General features: G+C 48.4%; 19 protein-coding genes, 1 pseudogene and 1 riboswitch. Of the genes and pseudogenes, 16 read left to right on the top strand and 4 right to left on the bottom strand.

Annotation, left to right across the window (positions count from 1 at the left end; translation table 11 throughout):
* Positions 1-199: pseudogene (locus L696_RS28725) on the bottom strand (MFS transporter); the annotation flags it as partial.
* A gap of 213 nt (positions 200-412) precedes the next feature.
* Between L696_RS28725 and L696_RS0117110 the strand changes: the two are divergent.
* The 7 genes from L696_RS0117110 to L696_RS0117080 all read left to right on the top strand — a co-directional run bounded on the left by L696_RS0117110 (position 413) and on the right by L696_RS0117080 (position 9,558).
* On the top strand, positions 413-898 hold the full coding sequence (locus tag L696_RS0117110; RefSeq protein ID WP_025684731.1) for a hypothetical protein: 486 nt from the start codon (positions 413-415) through the stop codon (positions 896-898).
* Positions 899-914: 16 nt separating this feature from the next.
* Entirely contained in the window at positions 915-2,066 is a 1,152-nt protein-coding gene (locus L696_RS0117105; protein ID WP_025684730.1) for a transglutaminase domain-containing protein, read from the top strand.
* A 20-nt stretch (positions 2,067-2,086) separates the two neighbouring features.
* Positions 2,087-4,168, top strand: coding sequence for a peptidoglycan D,D-transpeptidase FtsI family protein (locus tag L696_RS0117100; protein ID WP_025684729.1), 2,082 nt, complete (start codon positions 2,087-2,089; stop codon positions 4,166-4,168).
* A gap of 182 nt (positions 4,169-4,350) precedes the next feature.
* On the top strand, positions 4,351-6,429 hold the full coding sequence (locus tag L696_RS0117095) for a peptidoglycan D,D-transpeptidase FtsI family protein (protein ID WP_025684728.1): 2,079 nt from the start codon (positions 4,351-4,353) through the stop codon (positions 6,427-6,429).
* Positions 6,430-6,511: 82 nt separating this feature from the next.
* Complete coding sequence (locus L696_RS0117090; RefSeq protein WP_025684727.1) at positions 6,512-7,261, top strand: Cof-type HAD-IIB family hydrolase; 750 nt, start codon at positions 6,512-6,514, stop codon at positions 7,259-7,261.
* Between the two features lie 51 nt (positions 7,262-7,312).
* Entirely contained in the window at positions 7,313-7,792 is a 480-nt protein-coding gene (locus L696_RS0117085) for a DUF456 domain-containing protein (protein WP_025684726.1), read from the top strand.
* 131 nt (positions 7,793-7,923) lie between these two features.
* Positions 7,924-9,558 (top strand): putative polysaccharide biosynthesis protein, encoded by a 1,635-nt coding sequence (locus tag L696_RS0117080; protein ID WP_025684725.1) that lies wholly within the window; start codon positions 7,924-7,926, stop codon positions 9,556-9,558.
* Positions 9,559-9,582: 24 nt separating this feature from the next.
* Here the strand turns inward: L696_RS0117080 and L696_RS0117075 are convergent, their stop codons facing one another.
* On the bottom strand, positions 9,583-10,872 hold the full coding sequence (locus tag L696_RS0117075) for a DUF2515 family protein (protein WP_025684724.1): 1,290 nt from the start codon (positions 10,870-10,872) through the stop codon (positions 9,583-9,585).
* Positions 10,873-11,095: 223 nt separating this feature from the next.
* Here L696_RS0117075 and L696_RS0117070 point away from each other — a divergent pair, with 223 nt between their 5' ends.
* From L696_RS0117070 to L696_RS0117035, 8 genes are all read left to right on the top strand, one after another.
* Positions 11,096-11,440: a thioredoxin family protein gene (locus L696_RS0117070; RefSeq protein WP_025684723.1), complete on the top strand. Its 345-nt coding sequence runs from the start codon at positions 11,096-11,098 to the stop codon at positions 11,438-11,440.
* A gap of 219 nt (positions 11,441-11,659) precedes the next feature.
* Positions 11,660-12,592: a COX15/CtaA family protein gene (locus L696_RS0117065; RefSeq protein WP_025684722.1), complete on the top strand. Its 933-nt coding sequence runs from the start codon at positions 11,660-11,662 to the stop codon at positions 12,590-12,592.
* Positions 12,593-12,721: 129 nt separating this feature from the next.
* Positions 12,722-14,488 carry a UbiD family decarboxylase gene (locus L696_RS0117060; protein ID WP_025684721.1) on the top strand — a complete coding sequence of 589 codons (1,767 nt, stop codon included), beginning with the start codon at positions 12,722-12,724 and terminating at the stop codon, positions 14,486-14,488.
* A 53-nt stretch (positions 14,489-14,541) separates the two neighbouring features.
* The gene (locus L696_RS0117055) at positions 14,542-15,261 is read left to right on the top strand and encodes a Cthe_2314 family HEPN domain-containing protein (protein WP_025684720.1); all 720 of its coding nucleotides are present in this window, start codon (positions 14,542-14,544) and stop codon (positions 15,259-15,261) included.
* Positions 15,262-15,391: 130 nt separating this feature from the next.
* A riboswitch (SAM riboswitch) is annotated at positions 15,392-15,531 on the top strand.
* A 137-nt stretch (positions 15,532-15,668) separates the two neighbouring features.
* Positions 15,669-16,691: a methionine ABC transporter ATP-binding protein gene (locus L696_RS0117050; protein ID WP_025684719.1), complete on the top strand. Its 1,023-nt coding sequence runs from the start codon at positions 15,669-15,671 to the stop codon at positions 16,689-16,691.
* Positions 16,688-17,356, top strand: a complete 669-nt coding sequence (locus L696_RS0117045) for a methionine ABC transporter permease (RefSeq protein WP_025684718.1) — start codon at positions 16,688-16,690, stop codon at positions 17,354-17,356. Before L696_RS0117050 ends, L696_RS0117045 begins: the two co-directional genes overlap by 4 nt.
* 74 nt (positions 17,357-17,430) lie before the next feature.
* Positions 17,431-18,273, top strand: coding sequence for a MetQ/NlpA family ABC transporter substrate-binding protein (locus L696_RS0117040; protein WP_025684717.1), 843 nt, complete (start codon positions 17,431-17,433; stop codon positions 18,271-18,273).
* Between the two features lie 145 nt (positions 18,274-18,418).
* The gene (locus tag L696_RS0117035; RefSeq protein ID WP_025684716.1) at positions 18,419-19,183 is read left to right on the top strand and encodes an SDR family oxidoreductase; all 765 of its coding nucleotides are present in this window, start codon (positions 18,419-18,421) and stop codon (positions 19,181-19,183) included.
* A gap of 93 nt (positions 19,184-19,276) precedes the next feature.
* On the opposite strand, the gene L696_RS0117030 is transcribed toward L696_RS0117035, so the two are convergent.
* Entirely contained in the window at positions 19,277-19,522 is a 246-nt protein-coding gene (locus tag L696_RS0117030; protein WP_025684715.1) for a NifU family protein, read from the bottom strand.
* Between the two features lie 87 nt (positions 19,523-19,609).
* On the opposite strand from L696_RS0117030, the gene L696_RS0117025 reads away from it, so the two are divergent.
* Complete coding sequence (locus L696_RS0117025) at positions 19,610-19,867, top strand: YuzB family protein (protein ID WP_014277865.1); 258 nt, start codon at positions 19,610-19,612, stop codon at positions 19,865-19,867.
* A gap of 120 nt (positions 19,868-19,987) precedes the next feature.
* On the opposite strand, the gene L696_RS0117020 is transcribed toward L696_RS0117025, so the two are convergent.
* Positions 19,988-21,055: an NAD(P)/FAD-dependent oxidoreductase gene (locus tag L696_RS0117020; RefSeq protein ID WP_025684714.1), complete on the bottom strand. Its 1,068-nt coding sequence runs from the start codon at positions 21,053-21,055 to the stop codon at positions 19,988-19,990.
* Positions 21,056-21,199 lie beyond the last annotated feature (144 nt).

Raw genomic sequence — 21,199 nt, 5'->3', positions numbered from 1 at the left:
GGCTGCCGTGTTTATCTACTCTTGGCCCCGCCATTAAATTACCAGGCAGATGAGTCAGGGAGTATATGCCCAGCATCCAGCCGATAAAGGTGGGCGCTGCGCCCAGAGAGATGGCAAATGGTGTCAGAATAGGATATTGTGCATGCAGATCAAAAAAAGCGATGAACAAAAACAGATACAGCCAGAGGGCTGTTTTCAAGTGGATGACCTCCTTTCCTTAAATGGACTATCTATGCTGCTATGTAGCACTAGCTCTTTCTAAGTTGTACGCTGGAGTGGACGAACATAGACCCTTTTTGTGCGGACAAGACGCGGAAAAGAGCTAAGCTGACAGGGAGTTATGTAATCATGTATAATTACAGAGACGATTTTACAATTCAAAAGATGCAGTTGAAAACGGGAGTGTAGTGTAATGGACAAGAGCGTCTGGACAGAGTTTTTAAAACAAAATTGGCAGATCGTTCAGGATAACTGGCTGTATATATTAATCGGGCTTGTCCTATTGCTTGTCCTATTGAAGGTTGTGAGAACCCTTGTTAAATGGCTGATTGTCATAGTGGTGGTTGTGGGCTTGCTGATCTACAGCGGTATTTCCTTTGATCAGGTGGGCAAGGTAGTTACCCAGGCGAAGGATGATGCGATTAACAAGTTTCAGAGCGAGGCCCTGAACATGATGATCAAGGAAGGACGGGATGCGAAATACACCTCTAACGGAGACGGTACATTTTCGGTAACCAGCTCCAATCTGGAGGTAAAAGGTCCGTTCGATGGCGATAAGGTCAAGGTATGGTTTCAGGGTATGCCGCTAGGCGAGTGGAGCATGAGCGACACCGTCAAGAAATATATCGAGAGTGCGAAAGACTCGACTGTAACACAACAGTCGCCGCAGTCGCCGTAAAGACAGGGGGAGCATGATGAAACCATCCTGGCTGGAGCCTGTCCTTCATTGGAATGGCGTGACGGTGTTTTTGATCGCTATCGTTCTTTGGTCGTTAATACAGGGCTGGCGGCGAGGAGCTTCCAGATCTGTAGGTGCACTATTCGGTCTCATTGTGGATGGCATACTGACCGTTGCCGGGATTTTGTGCTCATTAGGGTTGGCTATGTGGCTTTCACCGAAGGTGCAGCAATGGCTGGCCGCTTATATGGAGCATTTGCCGCAACGGGGACTGAGCGGAATTGAGCAATTTTATTATACGCTTGTAGCAGGGCTGGAGGGCTTTCCGCTGCTTCGTTTTGCTGTATTGTTCATGCTCAGCTATGCTGTCGCGCAATTTGTGCTGCGTGCGATTTATGTGATGGTGGTGGGTGGCAGATCGGATACCTCTCTGCGTGAGCAGGAACAGAGATCGGGCTTTTTCAGCAGGCTGGCGGGGGCCGGGATTGGTACCCTTATCGGTGGAGCACGCGCTGTGATGGTCATAGCCTTGCTGTTTATAGGTGTAAGTTTATACCCGGACAGCGGGTTTAGCAGCTATGTTCAGGCTTCACCGATTTATAAACAAGGGGCGCAATCGGTCATTGAACCATTGTCCGGTACGCTGATTAAGGAAAAGCTGCCCGTATTTACGCAGGCCGTCACCAAGGAATTGAACGGCATTTTGCAGCGTAAATATGAAATGATCGACCGGGATATTCCAAACGATATTGAGCAGGCCGCGACCAAGATTACAGAGGGGGCAAGCGGCGATGAACAAAAAGCCAGAGCGTTGTATCAGTGGGTAGGCACGCGCATTAGCTATGATTACGGCAAAGTAGAGGCCTATGAGCAGCGTGGTGACTGGCATGAGCAGACGCCCAGAGATACGTTTGATACACGCAAGGGTGTCTGTATTGACTATGCCCGCCTGTATGCGGTGATGGCCCGTTCTCAGGGACTTCAGGTCAAGGTGGTGACCGGGCTTGGCTACAACGGACAGGGAGGCTACGGTTCACATGCCTGGAATGAAGTGTACTTGAGTGGGCAGAATCAGTGGATACCGTTAGACCCGACCTGGGCGCAGAGTGGAGACTGGTTTAATCCGCCTGGTTTTGCACAGACACATATTAAGGATAAAGTGATTTAAAAAGGAGTGGAAAAGGGCACATGAGAAAGATGGACAACGAGCAGGGAAAAGAAAACGAGACGTCCGACCGAAAAAGATTCAGCTTCCGGATCAATCTGTTCTTTTTCAGCTCGTTCATTATATTTACGGTCATTATCGTAAGACTGGCGATACTTCAATTTGTGGAGGGCCCTCAGCTTAAGCAGCAGGAGGCCAGTAATGTTACCAAAAATGTGCCGCTTACGCCGATTCGCGGAACGATTTACGATTCAACCGGTCAGAACAGACTGGCGTATTCTACACCTGTACAATCGCTGTATATCACGCTCTCCAAGAACTACAGTGACAGCATGGAAAAATTGCGTGATAATGATAAAAAGCTGTTGCCTGAGCTGGAGAATATGACACAAAAGCTGGCAAATCGGTTTGCTGAATATGGCAATAAAGATGAGCCTAAAATGACGGCAGCGCAAATTATGGACGCTATGGACCGGAACTATCAGCGGTTTAGCGGTTTTACGCCCCGTTTGATTAAAACCAATCTTAATAAAGATGAAGTCGCCTATTTCATGCAGCATAAGAGTGAGTTTCCAGGGGTAGATGTTGTGGAGGAAACCGTACGACATTATGATCCTGATACGGTGGCTGTCCAAACCGTTGGTTACATTAAAAGCTACAAAAGTGCGCGTGAAACTTTGCCGAAATATAAAGACATTCAGAAGTCTCTTTCCGCAGATAATGACCCAGGCCTGATTTATATGGATAACGAATCTGTTGGCTTTGATGGATTGGAACTGCAGTATCAGGAACAGTTGCGGGGGAAAAATGGTTACAAAACCGTCCCGATTGATCCGCGTAATATGCCGGAGGGTGTAGATTCAGTAACACCTCCGCAAAAAGGGAATAACGTCTATTCCACCATCAACAAGGAGATTCAGGTTAAAACAGAAAACGCCATTATGGATCAATTAAGATGGCTGCATACTCATGCTGTATCTGGCAAAACTCATCCTTATGCCAAAACTGGCTTTGCTGTAGCTATGGAAGTGGACACAGGGAATGTGGTAGCGATGGCCAGTATGCCGGATTATGACACAAATATTTGGCAAAACGGCACTATTTCAACAGACAAATATAAAGAGATTGAACATGTCTACCAAAATGGCACTATTAAAAACTTTGGTTCAGGTCAGAGTGGACAGCATCCAGACTCAACAGTGCTGCTAGGATCGACTATTAAGCCTCTATCCGTTCTTGTTGGACTCGAGGAAGGACTGTTTACAACAAGCACGTACTATCAAGACACTGGGGCGGCTTATTTCGGGCGAAACAATTCGTCACGGGTTCAGAACTCTTCAGGTCATGTATACGGCGGGCTGGACCCGGCTTCGGCCATTCGACATTCTTCTAATGCATTTATGGTCGACATGGTGGGCAAACGTTTATATAACAAATATATCAATAATGCCAAAGAAGACCAGGGCGTTAAGGTGTGGGACCGTTATATGAAGGAGTTTGGATTAGGCGTTTCCACAGGAGTAGACTTACCGGGTGAGTTTCGGGGGTTGCTGGAGTATACGAGTAAAACAGAGTCCGCACTTTCCAGGCTGGCATTTGCCTCTTTTGGTCAGCAGGGTAAATATACGCCGATACAACTTGCCCAGTATACAGCGATGATTGCTAACAAGGGCAAACGGATGGAGCCACATTTGGTCAGTCAAATTAAAGATACTAACGGCAATGTGGTCCAAACGATTAAGCCGAAGATACTGAACGAAGTGAAATTCCCGGATGCTTACTGGAATGAAGTTATACGCGGGATGGCAACAGACGTCAGCGCATTTAATGGTTTCCCTTATGACTTTGCCCGCAAAACGGGTACATCTCAGCAAAGCGTAGGCGGGAAACTGAAGGATAACGGGGTATTTATTGCTTTTGCACCACGAAAGAATCCCAAGCTGGCTGTAGCGGTTGTCATTCCGGAAGGTGGCTTCGGGGCCTGGAGCGCAGGACCTGTGGCACGTAAAATCTTTGATGCCTATGATGAAGTGTATGGATTGGATGGAGTACCTAAGAAAAAGGATGCTACAGCATCCGATCCTAATGCAGTTAAACAGCCATAATAAAGTACTACGTAATAATTCATTCAAGCTTCTCTCGGCCTTTGTGCTGAGGGGAGCTTTTTTTTATGATCTTTATACGTTTTCTTACAAAATTGTCACCATTAAATTCATCGTTTATTGCTTTAGATATGGTAGGATCAGGAATATGAAACCCTAATTGGAAGGAGTAATGACCAGCTAATATGAACAGAGGAAGCTTGGATAAGAAGTTTTCATTCAAAAAGAAAAGTCATGATGAGAATGAAGAAGCACAAAAAAAGCGGACAGTTTTTCGGACTAATCTTCTTTTTTTCAGTGTTTTTGTGTTATTTGCCATTATCATTACCAGACTGGCGGTCTTACAGTTTGTGCAATCGGCAGAGCTGAAGGAGCAGCAGCAATCCGTAAATACGAAAAATGTCCCGTTAGCCCCAAGTCGCGGCACAATTTATGACTCTACGGGTCTCGTCAAGCTGGCGTATTCAACTCCGGTACAGTCGTTGTATGTGACCTTATCAAAGGATTATAGCAAACGTGCAGAAAAAGAGCGTAAGCCGGGGGAAAAGCTGCTTCCAGAGTTTAATGCTTTTGCTGAAAAGCTTGCAGCCAAGCTGAATGAGTTAGGAAGTACAGAGGGCGAGCAGCTTGATGTGGAGAAAATTAAGGAACGGCTGGACAAGGACTATACTCAATACAGGGGCTTTACTCCGCGCCTAGTCAAATCTGACTTAAATCAGGAGGAAATCGCATATTTTCTGGAGCACAGGCAGGAGTTTCCCGGAATTGAGATTGTAGAAGAAAGTATCCGCCATTATGACCCGGATCGGGTGGCGGTGCAAACGATTGGATATATGTACAAGTTCAAAGGAGCGCGGACCAATCGGCCAAAGTACAAAGAGCTATATCAAGCCAATTCGGAGGTCCAAAGACCCGAACAGGTTTACTCGGAAAGTGAGACCGTCGGATATGATGGCTTGGAGCTTCAGTATCAGGATGAGCTGAGAGGAAAAAACGGCTATAAAACGGTAGAGGTAAATCCGCGCAGCATGCCGGAAGGCATTGAATCCATTACTCCGCCGAAAAAGGGATACCATCTGTATTCCACCATCAACAAGGAGATTCAGCAAAAAACCGAACAAGCGATTGTGGATCAGCTTCGTTGGCTTCATACCCATCCGGTATCGGGTAAGCTCCACGGCGATGCCACCACTGGCTTCGCTGTAGCGATGGAGGTCGAGACAGGAAATGTCGTAGCGATGGCAAGTATGCCGGACTATGACTCCAATGTATGGAAGACGGGAAGTACATCCCCTTCGGTATATAACGAAATTCAGCATAAAATGGGGAACGGAACGATTAAATCTGTCCCTAGTGGAAAAGCGGGTCCGCACCCGGAATCCTCAGTGCTGCTGGGTTCAACCATTAAACCCCTAACCGTGCTGATCGGGTTGAAGGAAAACTTATTTTCTCCCGGACAAACTTATCTGGATACGGGGAGCGCGTACTATGGTAAAAATCGTTCCAGCCGGGTTGGTAATTCGAGTGGACATGTGTATGGTCCTCTTACCCCCAGCAGGGCAATTGAAGTCTCATCGAATACTTTCATGGTGGATATGATCGGCAAGCCGCTGTATGCCAAATATGGAAGTCATGCAGAGGTACATCAGGGAATTGATGTATGGGATAAGTATATGAAGGAAATTGGATTAGGCGTACCGACTGAAGTCGATCTGCCGGGCGAATGGGCAGGCAGACTTGAGTATACGAGCAAGCATGAAAGTGCGCTGACACGCTTGGTACAGGCATCCTTTGGCCAACAGGGGAAATATACGGCGATGCAGCTTGCCCAGTATACGACCGTGCTGGCAACGAAAGGCGAGCGTATGCAGCCGCATTTGGTCAGTAAAATTGTGGATGATCAAGGAAACCTCGTGCGTGAGTTCAAGCCCAAGGTGCTGAATGAGGTCGCTTTTTCAGATACGTACTGGAATACGGTGATTCGCGGTATGGCTACGGATGTTAACGCATTTAACGGGTTTCCGTATGATTATGCCCGTAAAACGGGGACATCCCAGCAGGTGGTGGGACGTGCTGTTAAAGATAACGGTGTGTTCATTGCTTTTGCTCCGCGTCAAAATCCGAAGCTGGCCGTCGCGGTCATTATTCCTGAAGGGGGCTTTGGCGCGACGAGTGCTGGACCTGTGGCGCGTAAAATATTTGACGCATATGACGAGGTTTACGGGCTGGATGGTATTCCTAAAAAGCGGCAGACCGCAAAGTGAGGACTTGAATTCTTTTGTGGGCTACTCTTTTTCATGGTAAAATGTCGTTGGACATAAGGGACATACAGGAGGAAGAGAACCCATGGGAGAAAACCAATATAAATATAAACTGCTTGCGCTCGACATGGATGGAACTTTATTGAACGACAATCATGAAATTACGCTGGAAACGATCAACTGGATTAATAAGGCGATTCAAGAGGGGATTCACGTGTGCTTGTCTACCGGACGGGCGGCGATGCATGCTTTGCCTTACGGGCAACAGCTCGGTCTGGATACGCCTATGGTAACGGTAAACGGCAGTGAGGTATGGAAATCCCCTCATGAGCTGTGGCGCCGTTATTTGCTTGATAAGGAGCTAGTTCGGAAAATGCACCGGATTGCTGTAGAAACAGGGTCCTGGTTCTGGGCATATTCCACTGAGGAATTATATAACAGAGATCGTTGGCCGGATACATTGGATACACAGGAATGGCTCAAATTCGGTTATAATACGGAAAATGACGAAATTCGTCATCAAATTTTGCTCAAGCTTCAGGATATGGGCGGACTTGAAATTTCCAACTCTTCCATGACGAATCTGGAAATTAACCCGGCGGGCATATCGAAAGCCAGTGGGATTGCAGAAGTATGCGATTTGCTCGGGATTACAATGGAGCAGGTAGTCGCAGTAGGTGACAGTCTGAATGATTTGGCTGTAATTCAAGCGGTTGGACTGGGTGTTGCGATGGGCAATGCACAGGATACGCTAAAAGAAGCGGCCGATCTGGTCGTCGCTTCGAACAATGAAGATGGCATCGTTGAAGTTATCCGCGATTATGTACTTGTCTAGGAAAACGAATATTAAAACATCTGGGATAATTGGACGAGAAGGAGGGAGCCAATGGACATTGTAGGCTGGATTATTATCGTTGCGCTGTTCATTGTTGGCATGGCCGGGGCGGTATATCCCGTATTGCCAGGGGCGCTCGCCATCTATTTTGCATTTTTTGTGTACGGCTGGTTTTTCTCGTTTGCTCCATATAATGTATGGTTTTGGATCATACAGACACTAATAGTAGTTGCGCTATTTGTTGCAGATTATGCCGTCACTGCGTGGGGGGTCAAACGATTTGGCGGCTCGCGTCTGTCCACGATCCTTAGTACCATCGGGATTATTATCGGCCCTTTTGTTATTCCAGCGTTTGGTCTGATTTTAGGGCCGTTTATTGGCGCTGTGCTGGGTGAACTAATTAGCAAGGCCCCGCTGGATCGAGCGATTAAAGTGGGCTTTGGTTCTGTATTAGGGCTGTTTACCAGCACCGTGATGAAAGTAATTTTACAGCTTGTCATGATTCTTGTATTCTTGATTTGGGTGTTCTAGCTTAACATCCTATGCTTGTGATTTGCAGAGACAGAATCGACATGCGGCTCCGCACCGGTGATGGCTCAGGCCATGACTGCTTTGCGGAGCTTTTGCATGCGTGTCAACAGCAAGAAAGAAGGGAACGCATTTTGTCCAATAAAGAAACATTCCTTAAAGGTACGCTTATTTTAGCCGCAGCCGCCTTGGTGGCGAGAGTGCTGGGTCTGGTACAGCGTGTTCCATTGGAGCATTTGCTCGGTTCCGTAGGGAACGCCTCGTTTACGATTGCAAACAATGCTTATTTGATGTTGCTCACGGTGGCTACAGCAGGCATTCCAAGCACGTTGAGCAAAATGGTCTCCGAGCGTTATGCGCTGAATCGGCCTTCAGAAGCACGACGTGTGTATCATGCGGCGTTGCTGTTTGCGGCGGCGGCTGGCATTATCATTACGGTGGTGCTGTATTTTGGAGCGCCTTATTTTGCCGAGCATGTGGCGGGAGTTCCTCAGTCGGCCTTGGCTATTCAGGCATTGGCACCTGCCTTGCTGCTGTTTCCCGCCATTGCCATGATGCGCGGGTACTTCCAAGGGCGCGGTAACATGACCGCAGGCGGTATTTCACAAATTGTGGAGCAGGTCGCACGGGTGGCTACTGCTATTTTGCTCGCATTTATTATTTTGAAGCTCGGTTATGGAGATCGTGAGGTGGCGGCCGGGGCATCATTCGGGGGTGTCATGGGAAGCATTGGCGCACTGGCGGTCATGCTGTATTACACGGTGAAAATGCGTCGCCAGGATCGTCAGGATCGACAAGAGCAATTCCAGGAGGAAAGCTCCGCACTGCCGATGATGCGCATTTACAAAGACATTTTTACGCTATCTATTCCAATTGTATTGTCTTCTTTGACAGTTCCGGCCGTTAACTTTATTGATACGTCGATTGTGGTTAGACTCCTGTCCGTCCAAATCGGCTTGGATCAGGCAACGACCCAGTTGGGTTATTTGGGAGCACGTGCGCAGAGTGTGGCGGGGATTCCGCCGATTTTGGCTATCGCGCTCAGTCAATCGCTCATTCCGATCATTTCGGCGGCTTTTGCCCGCAAGGATGAACAGCATTTGCAAAATCAGATGACGCTGGCCTTGCGGATCTCTATTTTGACCGGAATGCCGATTGTGCTGGCCTTGTGTGTAACCGCCTATTCCATCAATGGCTTACTGTTCAGTTCGCTTGGAGGCAGCGGGATTATCGCTGTTCTGACACTCGGAACGATATTCCAGATCACGATGATGACCTCTAACTCGATTTTGATCGGCATGGGCAAACCGCGTATTTCAATGGTTAATGTTTTGGTCGGTATCGTTGTTAAGCTGGCTGCGAGCTGGTTGCTGGCTGGCTGGCTCGGGATTTACGGCATCATTGCCGCAACCGGATTATGTTTCCTCGTGATTACGCTGCTGAATTTGCATGTGCTCAAAGGCATCGTATCCTTCTCAATCATGGGCCGTCGCTGGGCAGGCTTTCTGACCGCAGTCGTGCTTTCGGGAGCCATTGGATATGGTGTGAATGAGGCTTGTATTCTGCTGGTTCATATCATGCCTGCACGTGTGGCCTTCTTCATCGCGTGCTGTATTGCCGGAGCGGCTGTACTGGTATGCTATTTGGTGCTGCTGGTTGTGCTGCGCGTACTGCGCCGGGATGAGCTGGGTAACTACCCGCGTGTGTTGCAAAAGGTACTGCGTCCGCTGATGCGTCTCCAGCGTGAGTCCACAGGGCAACGAGGCTAAAAAATAGGCAGTTCTCCAGCTTTTTCAGTGGAAAGGCCGCAGGCTGGCATGCGCGTCATGGGCCATCGCTGTTTTTTGGATGCCATGGAGGTGTTCATGCCGCATGGCGAATAACAGCGGTCGTCTTGGCTCGCTGAAATGCCCGAGCGTGGAGCCGTCCTGAAACCAGTCGTAACGGGGGATCGGATCATAAGACGTATCCGACCAGACGGCGTTCAGCTCGGGGCTGTACAGGCGTTGTCCCGGCAGCAGACATTTATGTGCCAGTAGCGCTGCACTCTCTTCAGGAGAGCGCAGCGCTTTTTCTTTGTGCGGAGTGAACAGTCCCGGCCAATAGTCGCTGCGTGAGCCAGTGTGAGGCACGCTGGTAGCGAATGCTGTTACTTGATCCAGCACCTGCTGGTGACCGAACAGCATGGCATACAGACTTTTACCGAAGCCGATCCGCTCATCCAGATGGCCGAATCGCTCCATTACAAGTCCGGTGAGGCCGTCGTTTAGCCCAAGCGGAAATATGACCTGATTCAACTGGAGCCAATCGTGCAAATAAAAGCCCGGCTTGTGCGTCACAAATTTTTGGAAATACGGATCTTTCACCACCCGGCCCTCAATATAGTTTTGTTCATTGATGATTAGGGCTACGCTTAAGAGAGAACTGTCCCTCCAAGCCCAGAAACGTTCCCAGAAGGGTCTCATGAATGGTGATACATGAAAATGGGGGAGCAAATGAAAGAAGCTTCGGCCCAGATGACGGCTGTGCATGTATAATTGCAGCTGCGGGTAGGCGTCCTGAAAAATAAGGGCATTGCAGCGCTCCAGCAGCCGATATAACCATTCCTTTTCCTGTTCGCCGAACAGACTGTCGATCAGACCGCCCTTCAAATCGGTCATGTTATAGCCACCATTGCGAGAAACCAGATGAGCCAACAGCGCCCAATGTAACTCGGGGTAGCCGTGATAGCACTCAAGATAAGCGGCTGTCCGGGTGATGTTGCTGCGATTTTCCTGTGCCGTATCGTTCTTGATCCGTTCGACCAGCTCACAGTCCGTTTCGGATAAGGGCATATTCAGGATATAGGGACGGGAAGCGGGTCCATTCCCCATCATGAGTGCTTCGGCTTCATCCATGGCGGCCTGTGCGGCTTGATCATCCCACGGCAGCTCACGCAGTGGATAGCGCAGCTTGCGGGACTCGGTCCAGGCCGCCCGCTTGCCTTCCCACGCTTCCTCCGCAGCACGTGGTACGGAACCCAGCAGCTTTAGCCCCCCCTGAAGCTGGCGTGATGCCACATGAAACCATTCGGTGAAAGACATACTGGATAACCTCCATTCAAAGTCTGAGAACACTCCATATTCCGCTAAGTATGCAGGGATGTTCTATGTGTGTTCTGAAGTATATTGTTAGTATGTCTCGATAGCAGGGCTTCCAATCGGTGATTCGGGAATAATAGGGGAGTGTGCAAAAGCGCCAATTGGCGTTACAATAGAAAGCACAAGTTCTTTTTTTTTACAAACAGAATTCAAGGAGGAATCATCCATGCAAAAGATCGTCTCTCATGAAGACTTTAATAAGGCAATATCTACTTCTGGCGTAACAGTAGCAGTGTTTAAAGCGGCCTGGTGCGGAGATTGTCATTTCATTGATCCGTTCATGCCTGATGTGGAACAGCAATATGCAGACAAGCTTACATTAATTGAGATTGATGTAGAGCAGGCGGAAAGCGTCAGCCAGGAGCAAAACGTACTGGGTATTCCCAGCTTTATCGCTTACAGTGAAGGCCGCGAGTTGGTGCGTCTGGTGAACAGATTGCGTAAATCCCGCGAAGAAATTGAGCAGTTCTTGGATCGGGCTGTGGAAGTACACGCCAGCTTGGCTAAATAATTGATGTTGTGCATGGCATAAGGGTTCCGAGGGGAATTCTATTCATTAGGGCATTCAGAAAGCCGCTTCCTTCCAAAGGGGGCGGCTTTCTCACGGGACACGTTCACATTTTGTCAACAAAGCACGTATGTCAAGGAACGATATATCAGTTATAATTATTTTAAGTGATCATTTCACAACATTATGAAGTGAATAAATATTATATTTGGAAGGATACGGGTGAATTCTTTGAATAACAAAATCAGAATATTAAAGTGGCTTGCACTCGTAACATGTATTGTCATGTTTCTGGCTACCTTCGGTGGAGGCGTCGTGACGCGGACGGATTCGGGGCTGGGCTGCGGACGTGAATTTCCGCTCTGTAACGGCAAGCTGGTTCCGGCACATACGATCGCATCTGTTATTGAGTTTACGCACCGCTCTGTTAGTGCCATGGCTGGCATACTCTCCATTGCCTCTTTTGTTGGCTTTTTGCTGTTTATGAAGCATCGTAAGGATTTACAGCTATTCTCGTTGCTGACGTTAATGTTTGTCATCATACAAGGAGCGATGGGGGCACTGGCTGTCATCTTTTCCCAATCTGCTGCAGTCATGGGGCTGCATTTTGGCTTTGCGCTTATCGCTTTTGCCAGTGCGACCATGATGACGCTGGGGGCCTGGCAGGAGCATGCGGATTCACGCTACACCCCGCGTCTGATTCCTGGGCCTGTCAGTCGGGGCTTTCGTAACTTTATATGGCTATCGACGATTTATACCTATATTGCTGTCTATTCAGGGGCGTTGCTTAGTCACTCGGTCATCCAGAAGGTTGTAAATATTGGGGGCTTCATATCTCCGCTGCTGCTTCATCAGATTTCAGCTGGTCTGCTGTTCGTCATTATCTTGGCTGTGGGTCACTACTCATACCGTTATCACCCGAATCACCGGGATATCCGTATATTGGGTGTCGTATCGGTCTTGTTAATCTTGCTTCAAGTGGTGATTGGAATTATCTTGTTGTACGTCAACAGACCTGAAATCTACATGTTTATCGTGCTGGGACATATGCTGGTGATTGCATCGTTGTTCTCCATCTTGGCTTATCTGAGCTATCGTGTATGGCAATTGTCACCGGACCGCAAGCTTGTTCCGACCCAAGCACAACGTACCTAAGCATTTCATAGATCATAGTGGAGCGGATTTTTGCCCAAGTGGCGTTGGAGAACGTATAATAGCATATAAGAAACAAACCAGGCCCGCGAGTTTCTCGAGGGCTTGATTTGCTTAGGAGGAATCGTCCAGTTGATCTACCAGAATTTGCGCCAATTTATTGAAGCGCTACGTAAAGAAAATAATCTTCAAATTATAGAAGCACCTGTCGATCCTTATTTGGAGCTGGCCGAAATTCATCGGAGAGTTATTGAGGAAGAAGGCCCGGCATTGCTGTTCACCAATGTAAAAGGTACTCCGTTCCCTGTAGCCAGTAATCTGTTTGGCACAAACCGTCGTGTGGATATGGCCTTTGGGCCTCGTCCGGAACAACTGATGGATACGATTGTAGGGGCGACCAAAACATTGCTTCCACCTACCCCCAAGGCATTGTGGAATGAACGTGGGCTGATTAAGGACATGCTAAAAGTAGGGCTGAAAACGGTATCCCATAGCGAGGCTCCTGTACTGGGAGTTCGCCGTACGGATGCTCCGCTGGCTCCACTTCCAAGAGTGACGAGTTGGCAGGATGACGGGGGGCCGTTTATCACGCTTCCGCTCGTATATACCGAGAAGCCGGGTCAGTCCAAGGATCATAATTTGGGCATGTATCGCATCCAGATTTATGATGATCAGACCACCGGGATTCACTGGCAAATCCATAAAGGCGGCGGCTTTCATTATCATGAAGCTGAGCTTCGTAATGAGCCGTTGCCTACGACCGTTATTATCGGCGGGCCGCCAGCCCTGATTGCATCCGCAATTGCTCCGGCACCGGAAAATCTGCCTGAGCTACTGCTTGCCTCGCTCATTATGGGCGGCAAGCTGCCAATGACAGAAGACCCACTCGGCGGTCACCGGATTCCGGCAGAGGCCGAATTTGCGATCAGCGGTTATGTGCCGCCTCACGAACGTCGTCCGGAAGGGCCGTTTGGCGATCATTTTGGCTACTATTCCTTGCAGCATGATTTCCCTGTATTTCATGTCAAGCATATGTACCACCGTAAGGATGCCATTTATCCAGCAACCATTGTAGGTAAACCACGGCAGGAGGATTATTATCTCGGTGAATTTTTACAACGTCTGTTGTCACCTGCTTATCCGCTTGTGATGCCTTCCGTTAAGTCTCTGTGGGCTTACGCAGAAACGGGTGTACATGCATTGGCAGCGGCAGTTGTGCGTGAAAGCTATTCCCGCGAAGCGCTGGTATCAGGTTTTACCATTTTGGGACAGGGCCAATTGTCATTGACCAAATTCCTGATGCTGACGGATCGGGTCATCGATTTATCTGATTTTAACCTGCTACTGGAAACCATTCTGGAGAGATTTAATCCAGCGACGGATTTATTTATTTTCAATCATACGTCTCACGATACACTTGATTATACGGGCCGTAAGCTGAATCACGGCAGTAAAGCAATCCTGATGGGTGTAGGTGAGCCTGTACGCGAACTGCATCGTGCCTATGAAGGTGGCGACCTGCCGGGTATTCGCGAAATTGAGCCGTATTGCGGAGGATGTCTCGTCGTATCCGGTGCGACCTTTGAGCAGGAGCCTGAGCTGGCAGCGCGGGTACTGGAGCGTTTGTCTGCGGGTGAGCAGGAATGGCCGCTTGTCTTTATTGTAGATGATGCCAAGGAAGTCGTTCGCTCACAAGCATCATTCCTGTGGACGGTGTTTACGCGGTTTAACCCGGCTACGGATATGTATGCAGACAGCGAGGTACGTTTGCATCATTTGAACTATAAGCTGCCCATTGTAGTGGATGCGCGTATGAAGCCGGGCTACCCGGATGAAGTGCTGCCGCGCGAGGATATTGTTAAGCTTGTAGACCAACGGTGGACGAGTTATTTCGCTTGACGCCCTAGCCAACCCAACAACCGGATTTTACATTCATAAAAGGAGGCGTGAGCATGATACGCAAGTTGCTAGGCGAGCCGCCACGTGTGAACAAGGGCAGCCTGCTGGATGCTATGAATAGCATGTCAGACATGCTGAAACTGCTGGAGCGGCAAATTCAGGCCAGTGGAGATCCGACTCATGATTTTCGCAAGGCGGATATTTTGACACGCGGCCTGATGTCATCTCTGGATGAGCTGGAGCAGAGCCATCATGCTGCCGCCTTTTTCCGAACGAAAGTCAAAGCCGGATATGCCGAGGATATGAGCGTGGATGAGAAATCGGATTACGCGCTGTACGTCTTCTTTTATAAAGACGGGTTTGTGCGGGTATTTTCCATTCTGGATAAGCTTGGGAACTGGCTCAACGATCTATATGATCTGAAAACGGGTCAGTACAAGGCACATTATTCGTATTTTACCGTGCTGCGGCAATTGAGATATTTGAAAATGCATCCTGAAATGACGGACAGCTTAAATGATATCAAGGACTCATATACCGATGCTATTAGCCGACTGCGCAAGCGGCGTAATACGGAGATACACTATATGAATACGGAAATGCAGGATGATCTCTGGCAGCGGCATCGTGCTTTGTACGGCAAGATACAACTGGAGGATCTGGATCATCACCTGGAGGATTTGAAGCAAGGTCTGGAGATGGTAAACCGTTCTCTGGCGACTGCCTTTCATTATACGGCAAAACAGTGGGAGAATCGGGAAGCTCATCCATAATTATGCGAGAAAATATCCTTTGACAAAGCTATGTAAACTATCTATACTGAAATCTAGTTTCAGAAAATGCTTGAATTATGATTTTATATATCAAATTTAACGGACAGCTAAAGCTGGAGTTTAACATATTTTCTTATCCAGAGAGGTGGAGGGACTGGCCCGATGAAGCCCGGCAACCCGTTCTTTTCCGGTGTGAAACACCGGAATGGAACATTATGGTGCTAATTCCTACAAAACCGCTAGACTTATAACGGTTTTGACAGATAAGAAAAGGTTCGCATGGTGGGGCCCTTTTCATTTCTGTGAAAGGGGCTCTTTTTGTATAATTTTAGAGAAGGAATTTTATAAATCCTGAGAGATGAACGTCGCTTAAAAGGGTAAGGAAGAATGAAGGGGGTCGCAGCACGTTGATAGAGCTTAAGCAATTAACCAAGCATTATGGCAAAGGCAGCCGACGCGTTAGTGCGCTGTCCGGTTTGAATCTTTCCATAGAGCGTGGTCAAATATTTGGAGTCATCGGTCATTCCGGAGCGGGGAAGAGTACGCTGATCCGCTGTATTAATTTATTGGAACGTCCAACCTCGGGCGAGGTATGGGTAGATGGCGTGAATCTCGCCACGTTAAGCCAATCCCAGTTACAGAAACAGCGTCGTAAAATTGGAATGATCTTTCAGCATTTTAATTTGTTATCCTCGGCGACGGTATATGACAATATTGCCTTTCCGTTGCGCTTGGTAAATACACCGAAGGAGAAGCTGGACCAGAAGGTTCGTGAATTGCTGGAACTGGTCGGTCTGGAAGAACACAGCGCTAAATATCCGTCACAGCTCTCGGGTGGACAGAAGCAGCGGGTAGGTATTGCACGAGCGCTTGCCAGTGATCCTCATGTACTGCTGTGCGACGAGGCGACTTCGGCGCTTGATCCGCAGACGACAGGGTCCATCCTGAAATTGCTGTTAGACATTAACCAGCGCTTTAATTTGACCATCGTGCTGATTACGCATGAAATGCATGTCATTCAAAGCATCTGTGATCGTGTCGGCGTCATTCATCAGGGCGACATCGTGGAGCAAGGTCCGGTGGCAGAAGTATTCCTGAAGCCGCAGCATCAGGTGACCAAGGACTTTATCCAGCGGGAGTCTGAGCATCCCGAGGAGCTGCAAGCAGCGATTGCGGCAGCAGGAGGCGGCGAATCGGCGCATGTTGTACGGATTTCATTTTTGGGTAGCAAGACATACGATGCGATTCTGTCGCGAACGGCTCGTAGTACCGGCGTTGATTTTGCGATCTTGCAGGGAACCATCTCCACAATTAAAAACGTACCGTATGGACAGCTTATCGTCCGTTTTGAAGGAAATCAGGAGGATATTGAGCATACGCTGCGCGAAGTGTCCAGTCAGGGACTTGATGTGGAGGTGATCGGACAATGAGTGAACTTGATTTTTCACAAGTGAGTTGGGAAGAACTAGGTAACTCTACATTAGAGACACTTCAGATGCTCGGTGCATCTGCGTTGTTCACCCTTATTATTGGTCTGCCTCTCGGGATTTTATTATTTCTGGCAAGCCGTTCTTCATGGAGCCTGATGAAGGTGATATACGTAGTACTTTCCTTTATCGTAAACATTTTGCGTTCCGTACCGTTTATTATTTTGATTGTTGCACTGATTCCTTTTACACGGTCGCTGGTGGGGACTTCCACGGGGGTGCTGGGTACGATTCCGCCGCTGGTCATTGGTGCTGCGCCATTCTTCGCCCGTCTCGTGGAGACGTCATTGCGCGAAGTGGACAAGGGTGTCATCGAGGCTGCACAAGCCATGGGCGCCTCTACAGGGCAGATTATCCGTCGGGTGCTGTTGCGTGAGGCACTGCCGGGTCTGCTCGCTGCATTAACGATTACCGTCGTTACGCTCGTATCCTATACAGCGATGTCCGGTATGATCGGGGGCGGTGGTCTGGGTACACTAGCTATTAACTACGGATACTACCGTTATGAAACGGCTGTAATGATCGTTGCGGTCGTACTAATGGTCGTACTGGTGCAACTGCTGCAAATGGCGGGTGACCGTCTGGTGCGACATTATACTCGAAAATAAGGAACCATATAGATATCCTTATTGATCAGGACGTCTGAATCCTGAACACTACAATTTATTGGAGGGGTAATCACATGAAAAAATGGGTATTGGCTGTATTAAGCTTGACATTAATTGCGGTGCTGGCTGCTTGCGGTACAAAAAACACGACATCCGATACAAACAATGCGACCCAAAACACAGGCGGGTCACCACGTGAAGTCGAGCTGAAAGTTGGCGCTTCTCCTGTGCCCCATGCGGAAATTTTGGAAGCGATCAAGCCTCAGTTGGAAAAAGAGGGCATCCGTCTTCAAGTCGTTCAGTTTAACGACTACGTACAACCGAACGTACAATTGTTCGACAAGCAACTGGATGCTAACTTCTATCAACATGTTCCTTACCTGGATGTTATGAACAAAGAGCGCAAAATGGACCTGGTATCTGTAGGCGCGGTTCATCTGGAGCCATTCGGTATCTACTCCCAAAAATATAAAAAGCTTGATGAAATTCCGGACGGTGCTACCGTAGCCATCCCGAACGATGCAACCAATGGAGGTCGTGCATTGTTGTTGTTGGCCAAACAAGGTCTGATCAAGCTGAAAGACGCAAGCAACATCGAAGCTACCGTAAAAGATATTACAGAAAACCCGAAAAACCTGAAATTCAAGGAGCTGGAAGCGGCTATGCTGCCACGTCAGTTGCCTGAAGTGGACATTGCACTGATCAACACGAACTACGCTCTGGAAGCGAAGCTGAACCCTACAAAGGATGCACTGGCGTTGGAAGATAAAGATTCTCCATATGCTAACATTCTGGTAGCGCGTCCGGATAATAAAGATTCCGAAGCGATTCAAAAGCTGATCAAAGCGTTGCAATCCCCTGAAACTAAAAAATTCATTGAAGACAAATACCAAGGCGCGATTATCCCTGCATTTTAAGCTGGGAACGAGAACGCGTTGAACCCCAACCCCGAAATCTCTTGAACAAGAGGATTTGGGGTTTCTTTTTTGCTTGGAGTTGTAGGCGAAGCCTAAATATTTTATACTTGGGGGTGACCGTTCTCTGTGAAGAGGAGGAAAACTGTTGAGACACAAAGTCGCACTTATAACGGGCAGTGCTAAAGGATTAGGTAAAATGACCGCTCTGCGTCTGGCTGATGAAGGCTGTGACATTGCACTGAATTATGTGCATAGCCACACCGAGGCCGAAGAGCTTAGGCAGGTGATTGAGGCCAAGGGAGTACGCTGTCTGTCTTTGCAAGGAGATATTTCGATTCAGGAAGATATTACAAGGCTGATCGGTGAAGTACAGGATCGGCTGGGCGGCGTAGATATTATGGTAAATAACGCCGGACCGTTCATTCGGGAACGCCGCTTGTTTGCGGATTACAGTGTAGCCGAGATTCATACCATGATTCAGGGGAATCTGGTCGGTACGATGCTGCTGGATCATCTGGTACTACCTCATATGCGGAACCAGCAATGGGGACGTATTATTCATTTTGGCTTTGGTCATGCTGGAGAAGCACGGGCTTGGCCGCATCGCGCCGTGTACGCAGCCGCCAAGGTGGGGCTGGTTTCTTTTACGAAGTCACTCGCTGTGGAGGAAGCTCCTTATGGTATCACGGTCAATATGATTTGTCCCGGGGATATCCGGGGTGCGAACAAGGAAAAGTCAATTGCCGACGTCATCGGCTTGCAGGATAAAGAGACACCGCGTGGACGTCCGGGGAGTGGAGAGGATATTGCGCGAGTGATTGCTTATTTGTGTGATGAGGATTCGGATTTTATCACAGGCAATATTATGGATGTGTCGGGAGGGCTTGACCCGATTCGACCGACCATATAAGGGATTAAGATCCAATAGACTCCGTCACACAAAAAAAGAGTCTTGAGCTTCGTTACCGAAGTCAAGACTCTCATGATCATTATGCATCAAGCATTAGAATACTTGTACCACTTCTTGGACGCCGTCGACTTCTTCGAGAAGAGCGCGTTCAATCCCTGCTTTCAGCGTGATTGTGGAACTTGGGCAACTGCCACAAGCGCCTACCAGCTTCAGCTTAACGATGCCGTCTTCTACATCAACCAGTTCAACGTCGCCACCATCGCGTTGCAGGAACGGACGAAGCTTATCCAATACTTCGGATACTTCATCATACATTGGAATGCTTTGTGTTTCGCTCATTAGAATTCAACTCCTTTCCTATACCTTATATATTATATTACAAAGCGGGCCAAATTAAAATGCCCGTCGACCAAAGCAGGTGAAAAAATGTTAAGACCCATCATTGAATTTTGCACCAGCAATATGCATTTTGGCACGGATGAAATTATGTCCAGACTGGAGCAAAACCCGGATTACGACGTCATTGAATACGGCTGCCTCAGCAATTGTGGTCAGTGTAACGCAGAGCCGTATGCGATGGTCAACGGCGAGATTGTATCTGCCGATTCAGCAGAGCTGCTGTACGAAGTGATTATGAACAAAATCAAAGAAGCCGAGGCGTGGGATAACCTTGATCTAGACTAAGATGTTAATCATTCGTCAGCCTGCTTCGTTCTGTCTATGATATATGCACCGTCTATACATGTTTAACACAAAGAAGACCCGCTCCCAGAGCAGGTCTTCTTTGTGTGTTGTAACAACAGATTAGCCAAAATGACGTTTGGATTTCCAGAGCACGCCGCTTTTGAGCAGGCGGGGTACACGACCACGCAGCGAGGTGCTGCCCATAAAACCATAGCCGAATCCGGCCTTCTTGCCAAGCGCACCCAATGTGCCACGCAGCTTCAAAGGATGCGGGTGAGGCGTGTGGCCTTTCCACAGGTCGTGTACAATGTGTGCAATCTGCTCACCTTGCACCTCGGCCGCCTGAGCACTTGGGGAGTAGGGGAGACTGGCGCAGTCTCCAACTACATACACCTCGGGATGATCCGGAATTTGGTAATATTCATTTAGCACAATGCGGCCCTGAGGATCTTTGGGCACAGCTAAATCCTGCACGATTTTCACGGGTTGAATCCCGGCAGTCCATACAACCGCATCCGTCACAATTTCTTCATCATGGTTGTAAATAGCGCCCGGCTCAATGCGGGAAACCCCCACATGATTTAACGCATCAACTTGATGCTCCTTAAACCAGGCATGCACATAGGCAGACAAACGCTGCGGGAATGCTGACAGCACCCGCTCGCCCCGATCCATAATGGTAATATTCAAATCCGTGCGGCTTTCGCGCAATTCCGCCGCAATCTCAACACCGCTCAGACCGCCGCCTACAATATGCACATGTCCGTAAGGCTTGATTTCATTCAGACGCAGATACGTTTGACGTGTATTGTTAAAGGACTGGATGGTACAGCTATGTTCTTCAGCCCCCGGTGTATTGTGAAAACGGTCCGTACAGCCCAGTGCAATCACAAGCTGCTCATAGGGCAACGGCTCGCCATCCTGAAAATGTACGATTTTATTTTCCAGATCCATTGAAGTAACTTCCCCATATTTGCGAATGAGCCGTTGTTCATCGGGAAAATGTACCCGTAAATCAAAATCAGATACCGTCCCCGCCGCGAGGGCGTAGTATTCTGTTTTCAATCCCTGAAAGGGCATTCGATCCACTAGAATAACCTGTACATCATCGGGAATATATTTATTGAGTAATTCCTTGGCAATGGTAAGGCCACCGTAGCCGCCTCCCAGAATAACGAAATTTTTCATCAAAATCCGCCGTCCTTTCGCTACCGTGTCCCCGGCAAATGGTCTGGTGCCTATCAGGAAACCTTGTTCGCCTTCAAATTACGTCTTATCCCGGCGACATGCAAATTCAATGTTTCCGATCAGACACAAGTTTTTTGTTGTTAT

The sequence above is a fragment of the Paenibacillus maysiensis genome (genome assembly GCF_000520815.1).
GTDB classification, from domain to species: domain Bacteria; phylum Bacillota; class Bacilli; order Paenibacillales; family Paenibacillaceae; genus Paenibacillus; species Paenibacillus maysiensis.
This window is presented reverse-complemented; position numbering and strand designations above follow the sequence as displayed.